The sequence below is a fragment of the Cryptosporangium phraense genome (assembly GCF_006912135.1).
GTDB classification, from domain to species: domain Bacteria; phylum Actinomycetota; class Actinomycetes; order Mycobacteriales; family Cryptosporangiaceae; genus Cryptosporangium; species Cryptosporangium phraense.
Genome location: NZ_VIRS01000075.1, coordinates 1 through 5,147, shown reverse-complemented (window position 1 = coordinate 5,147; position 5,147 = coordinate 1). Strand labels below are relative to the sequence as shown.

Genomic DNA, 5,147 nt, shown 5'->3' with positions numbered 1-5,147 from the left:
CTACGACAACTCGTACGACTACTGCAACGACAACTACTCGTACGACTACGACTGCCGCCCGCGTCGCCGCCACCACAAGCGTCGTCACCACAACGACTGCTGGGACTACAGCTACTGCAGCTGAGTTGTTCGGCGTCGAAGAGCCCGGAGCGGACCGCTCCGGGCCGCTGCCGTTGGACCCACCCAGCCCGCGCCGAGCAACCGAAGGGCGACGGCCGCACCAGACCGCGATCCGCGGATCTCGTAGCCTCGCGCCGTGGACTCGTTCATCGCCTGGTGCGGCTTCCTCGGAGCCTGGCTACTCGTCGCCGGCCCGGTGTACCAGGCCGCCATCGAGCTCAGCGACCAGCAGCTCGAGCTCGACGACGTCGAGAAACTGTCCGAGGACATCGAGCACTCCCGTGTCGACGGCGCACCCCCACCGATCTCGGGCTGGTGGTGGCTCTTCCCGCCGGTTCTCTGGATCAAGCACCGCCGCCGCGAGAAGGCCGCCCGCGAGCTCCTGCTCTCCCGCCTCACTCCGGCCCAGGTCCAGCTCGCGGTCGACTACCTGAACAAGGCCACCGGCTGGGGCCTCGTCGGGCTCGGCGGACTGTTGATCGCGCTCAAGGAGACGTGGGAGCTGCTCGAGCACTACGAGTGGGAGCACTGGGTCTTCTGGCTGCTGGCCGTCGTCATGGCCGTGTTGTGCCTGGCTAACGCCGGCCTCCGGATGCAGCGCAGCCAGTCGATCATCGAGAACCGCCGCACCGCGAGCCACCCCGAGATGAGTGGCTGAGCTGCTTCACCTTCGCTGCCGCGTCCAGAGGGATCAGTGGTCCAAGCCCTCGCGGAGGATCCGTAGAAGCAGGCGGGCGTGCGTGGTGTCGGTGCTGGCTACCGTTACGGCGCTGAGCAGGACCAGCAGATCTCGGGCGCCGATGTCGGCCCGCACCTCACCCGCCTCCTGCGCCCCCACCAACAACCGCCCCGCGGTCTCGGTGATCAGCGCATGCCACTCCTCGAAAAGTGCGCTCCGCCGACCGTCCGGATTGTCGGTAATGGCGCGCGCGAGGCCCCGCGCGGTCGAGACGTGCACCACGAACGCGTCCAACCATTCGAACAGGTCGTCATCGGCCTGCCGACAGAGCTCAGCCACCTGCCCGCCGTACACCGCGACCAGCAGGTCGCTCCGGGTCGGAAAGTGCCGGTAGAGGGTCGCGTTCCCCACCCCGGCCCGCCGCGCGACCTCGTCGATCGGCACGTCCGGCCCGCGTTCGGCGAACAGCTCCCCGGCCGCCTCCACGATCGCCGACGCGTTCCGCGCCGCATCCGCCCGCATGATTCCGCCTCCAAAACGGGGAGTTCCCCGTTACGCTAACGGGGAACTCCCCGGATACAGGAGCGACCATGCCACTGAGCACCGCGGACCGCCTCGACATCACCGAACTCATCGCCCGCCACGGCCACCTGGTCGACGCCGGCGAGTTCGACCGCATCGGCGAAGTCTTCGCCGAGGACGTCGTGCACGACCTCACCGACTTCGGGCTCGGCACCGTCACCGGCCTGGGCCTCTTCCGCGACGCCGAGTCCGCCCCCGGCGTCGTCCATCCGGTCGGCCACCACGTCACGAACACCGTGCTCACCGCGCTCGACGACGATCACGTCCAGGCCCGCTCCAAGGGCATCGGCGTCCAGGCCGACGGCACCACCGGCAGCGTCGTCTACGACGACGTCGTCGAGCGCCGGGCAGTGGGCTGGCGTATCACCCGCCGCCGGGTCCTCGCCCGCCGGGCCCCGCTCACGGCCTGACCGGCGGCAGCCCGAACAGCGGAAACAGGTCGGCCCGATGGAACGCCATCACCGCCGACACCCCGCCCGCCGCCAGGGTCAGCACCAGCAGCGAATGGGCATGAAGACGGCCGTCGGCCCGGCGCACGTACCAGCCGAAGGCCGGCTGACCGTTCGCCGACGTCTCGACCAGGACCCGTCGCCCCGACAGCTTCACCCGCAACAGGTCCAGCACCGCCGCCCGGCCCTCGAACCAGGTCTCGACCGGCGGCATCTCCCACCGGACGTCCTGCGTCAGCAGGTTCTCCAGCGCGGCCAGGTCGGCCGTCTCCAACGCCTTCGCGTACTGGTCGAGCAGCGCCCGGTGGGCCGGCTCGCCGGGCTCGCTCAGCTCCTCCTCGACCGGCGCGCGCCGGGCGAGCTCCGCGCGCGCCCGCTGCAACGAACTGTTGACCGCCCCCGCCGTCGTCTCCAACAGGTCCGCCACTTCCGACGTTCGCCAGTCGAGGACGTCACGCAGGATGAGCACCGCACGCTGACGAGGTGGCAGGTGCTGGAGCGCCGCGACCATCGCCAGCCGCAGGCTCTGCCGGGCCCCGACGATCAGCGCCGGGTCGAGCTGATCGGGGAACGGCTCCAGCCAGCGCGTCTCGAGCCCGTACGTCAGATCGTGCGGGTCGGTGCCCGGCGCACCGAGCGCCGAGGGCACGAGCCGCCGGCTGCTGTGCTTCAGCACGTTCAGGCACACGCGGGTGGCGATCCGGTAGAGCCAGGTCCGTAACGACGACCGCTGCTCGAAGTCGGCCAGCCCGCGCCAGGCCCGCAGGTACGTCTCCTGGACCGCGTCCTCCGCGTCGTGCACCGAGCCGAGGAACCGGTAGCAGTGCGCGATCAGCTCCCCGCGGTACTGCGCGAACTCGTCCTCCAGGTTCATCCCCGCTCCTCGACGAGCTCCGGCCGGGCCGCACCGGTCTCCGAGCGCGTCGCGATGCCGAGACCCGCCAGCGCGCCGAGCGTCGACAGTACGCCGCCGACCGCGATCGCCCGTCCGAAAGCCGTCAAAAAGGACCCGTAGCCGCCTGCGGCGGCGAAGACCGCGGACAGGACCACGACTCCGACCACCCCGCCGAGCTGCCGCGCCGTGCTGTAGATCCCCGAGGCCAGGCCGACGGCCGGCCGTGGCACTGCGCTCAGGCTGACGCTCTGCGCGGCGGGCATCGCCATCGAGACGCCGCAGCCGGCGACGACGAGCGGCAGCACGAGCGCGGAGTAGTGATCGGCGCCGCGGCTGACCCAGAACAGTCCGATGGCCTGCAGCAGCAAACCGCCCACGACCAGCGGACGCTCCCCGATCCGGTCGACCAGCCGACCGGCCAGCGGGGCCACCAGGAACAACGTCGCGGTCCAGGGCAGAAGCTGGAGCCCGGCGCGGAACGGGCCGGAGCCGTAGGCGGTCTGCATGTACTGGGCCATGAAGAACACCGCGCCGTAGAGCGCGGCGGTGAGGAGGAAGCCGGCTGCGTTGCCGGCCGAGAACACCCGCGACCGGAACAGTGACAGCGGCACCAGCGGCGCGGCCGCGCGCGTCTCCCAGGCCAGGAAGGCCAGTGCCAGCGCCGCGCCGCCGGTCAGCGCGCCGAGGACCTCGACGCTGGTCCAGCCCGCGGCCTCGCCGCGCACGACCCCCCAGACCAACCCGAGGACGGCCAGGCTGATCAACGCGGCCCCGCGGACGTCCACCGGGCGGGCGGTGCCCCGGCTCTCGGGCACGAACCGAAGCACCAGCGGCACGGCGACGAGGCCGACCGGCACGTTGATCCAGAAGATCCACTGCCAGGCCAGGCCCTCGGTGACCGCGCCGCCGACCGCGGGACCGCTCAGCACGGCGATGCCGGTCACGCCGCTGAAGATGCCGGTGGCCCAGCCTCGTCGCTCGGGCGGAAAGGCGGCCCCGAGCAACCCGACGGCCAGCGGCATCACGACCGCGGCGCCGACGCCCTGCACCGCGCGGGCCGCGATCAGCCAGGCCGCCGACGGGGCCAGCGCGCAGGCGGCCGACGCGGCGCAGAATAGGGCGAGGCCGGCCGCGAACGTCCGTCGGCGTCCCCATCGGTCGCCCAGCACCGCGGCGACCATCATCAGCATCGCGAAGCTCAGGCTGTACGCGTTCACGGTCCATTGCAACTGCGCGATCGACGCGCCGAGGTCGTGGCGGATCGTCGTCAGCGCGGCCGCGACGACCAGCGCGTCGAGCGCCACCATCAGCGAGCCCAGAGAGCTCAGGCCGAGCACCCAGCGCTGTTCGTTGCTGTTCATCGAGGTCCTCCGCGGTTGGTTGTCAGAAGTACTGACAACCGGGGAGGGCGCAGTTCATCGTCTGGGCATGGGGAAGGTCTATCGCAGTGGGTTGACCGACAGCGGCCGGTGGGAGCGGGTGGAGCTGCGCTCGGGTGACGTCGTGATCAGTGCGCCGTCGAAGTGCGGGAACACGTGGCTGCAGATGATCTGTGCGCTGTTGATCTTCGGGAGTCCGGAGCTGCCTGCGCCGTTGACTTCTCTGTCGCCGTGGGTGGATATGCGCTTGCGTCCGCTCGACGAACTGTGCGCCGTGGTGGCTGCCCAGCGTCATCGGCGGTTTCTGAAGACGCATACGCCGTTGGATGGGGTGCCTGAGGTTTCGGGGGTGACGTACCTGGTGATCGGGCGGGATCCTCGGGACGTTGCGGTGTCGATGGATCACCATCGCGCGAATCTCGACGAGGATCGCATTCGTGGTCTGCTCGGGGTTTCCGGGGCGGATCGAGTGGCGCCGACGGATCGGCGGGAGCGGGTTCTGCGGTGGATCTACGACGACCGGCCGGCTGTCTCTAATCTGGATTCCTTGCGCAGCGTGGTGGGGCATCTTTGTTCGGCTTGGGAGCGTCGTGACGACCCTGCGGTCGTGCTGCTGCACTACGCCGATCTGCTCGGTGATTTGGACGGTCAGATGCGGCGCATCGCCGCTCGCCTGGAGATCGGCGTGCCTTGTTCTCGGTGGGAATCGCTGGTGGCCGCCGCCACCTTTTCTCGGATGCGCGCGCGAGCGGCCGACCTTGTCCCCGACGAACGACTGGGCTTGTTCGACGACAAGCGGGCGTTCTTTCGCTCGGGTGGGCTCGGGCAGTGGCGCACGGTTCTTACGTCGCAGGACATCGAGGCCTATGCGGCGCGGCTCCGGTCGCTGGCGCCGGCGGCTTTCGTCGAGTGGGTGGAGTGTTCGCAACCGAACGTTCGCGGCGTTGTGGCGCCGATCGAGCGGGGTAGGGGTTCCGGGGAAGCTGAAGGCACACGGGGAACGGCCCCGAAGACTTCAGGAGGCTGGACGATATGAGCGGCTG

At 70.2% G+C, this 5,147-nt stretch carries 6 protein-coding genes; 3 read left to right on the top strand and 3 right to left on the bottom strand.

The features are described from left to right. The first annotated feature begins 256 nt into the window (after window positions 1-256). Window positions 257-778, top strand: a complete 522-nt coding sequence (locus FL583_RS39785) for a hypothetical protein (protein WP_142710102.1) — start codon at window positions 257-259, stop codon at window positions 776-778. Window positions 779-811: 33 nt separating this feature from the next. Here FL583_RS39785 and FL583_RS39780 read toward each other — a convergent pair whose 3' ends face one another. Continuing rightward, on the bottom strand, window positions 812-1,321 hold the full coding sequence (locus tag FL583_RS39780; protein ID WP_142710101.1) for a TetR/AcrR family transcriptional regulator: 510 nt from the start codon (window positions 1,319-1,321) through the stop codon (window positions 812-814). Between the two features lie 68 nt (window positions 1,322-1,389). On the opposite strand from FL583_RS39780, the gene FL583_RS39775 reads away from it, so the two are divergent. Beyond that, a complete protein-coding gene (locus tag FL583_RS39775; RefSeq protein ID WP_142710100.1) occupies window positions 1,390-1,791 on the top strand; it encodes a nuclear transport factor 2 family protein in 402 nt (133 codons plus the stop codon). Here the strand turns inward: FL583_RS39775 and FL583_RS39770 are convergent. After that, the gene (locus FL583_RS39770; RefSeq protein ID WP_142710099.1) at window positions 1,781-2,704 is read right to left on the bottom strand and encodes an RNA polymerase subunit sigma-70; all 924 of its coding nucleotides are present in this window, start codon (window positions 2,702-2,704) and stop codon (window positions 1,781-1,783) included. The two genes, FL583_RS39775 and FL583_RS39770, sit on opposite strands and share 11 nt — an antisense overlap. Continuing rightward, the gene (locus tag FL583_RS39765; RefSeq protein ID WP_142710098.1) at window positions 2,701-4,086 is read right to left on the bottom strand and encodes a DHA2 family efflux MFS transporter permease subunit; all 1,386 of its coding nucleotides are present in this window, start codon (window positions 4,084-4,086) and stop codon (window positions 2,701-2,703) included. Before FL583_RS39765 ends, FL583_RS39770 begins: the two co-directional genes overlap by 4 nt. A 67-nt stretch (window positions 4,087-4,153) precedes the next feature. Here FL583_RS39765 and FL583_RS39760 point away from each other — a divergent pair, with 67 nt between their 5' ends. Continuing rightward, the gene (locus FL583_RS39760) at window positions 4,154-5,140 is read left to right on the top strand and encodes a sulfotransferase domain-containing protein (RefSeq protein WP_142710097.1); all 987 of its coding nucleotides are present in this window, start codon (window positions 4,154-4,156) and stop codon (window positions 5,138-5,140) included. Window positions 5,141-5,147 lie beyond the last annotated feature (7 nt).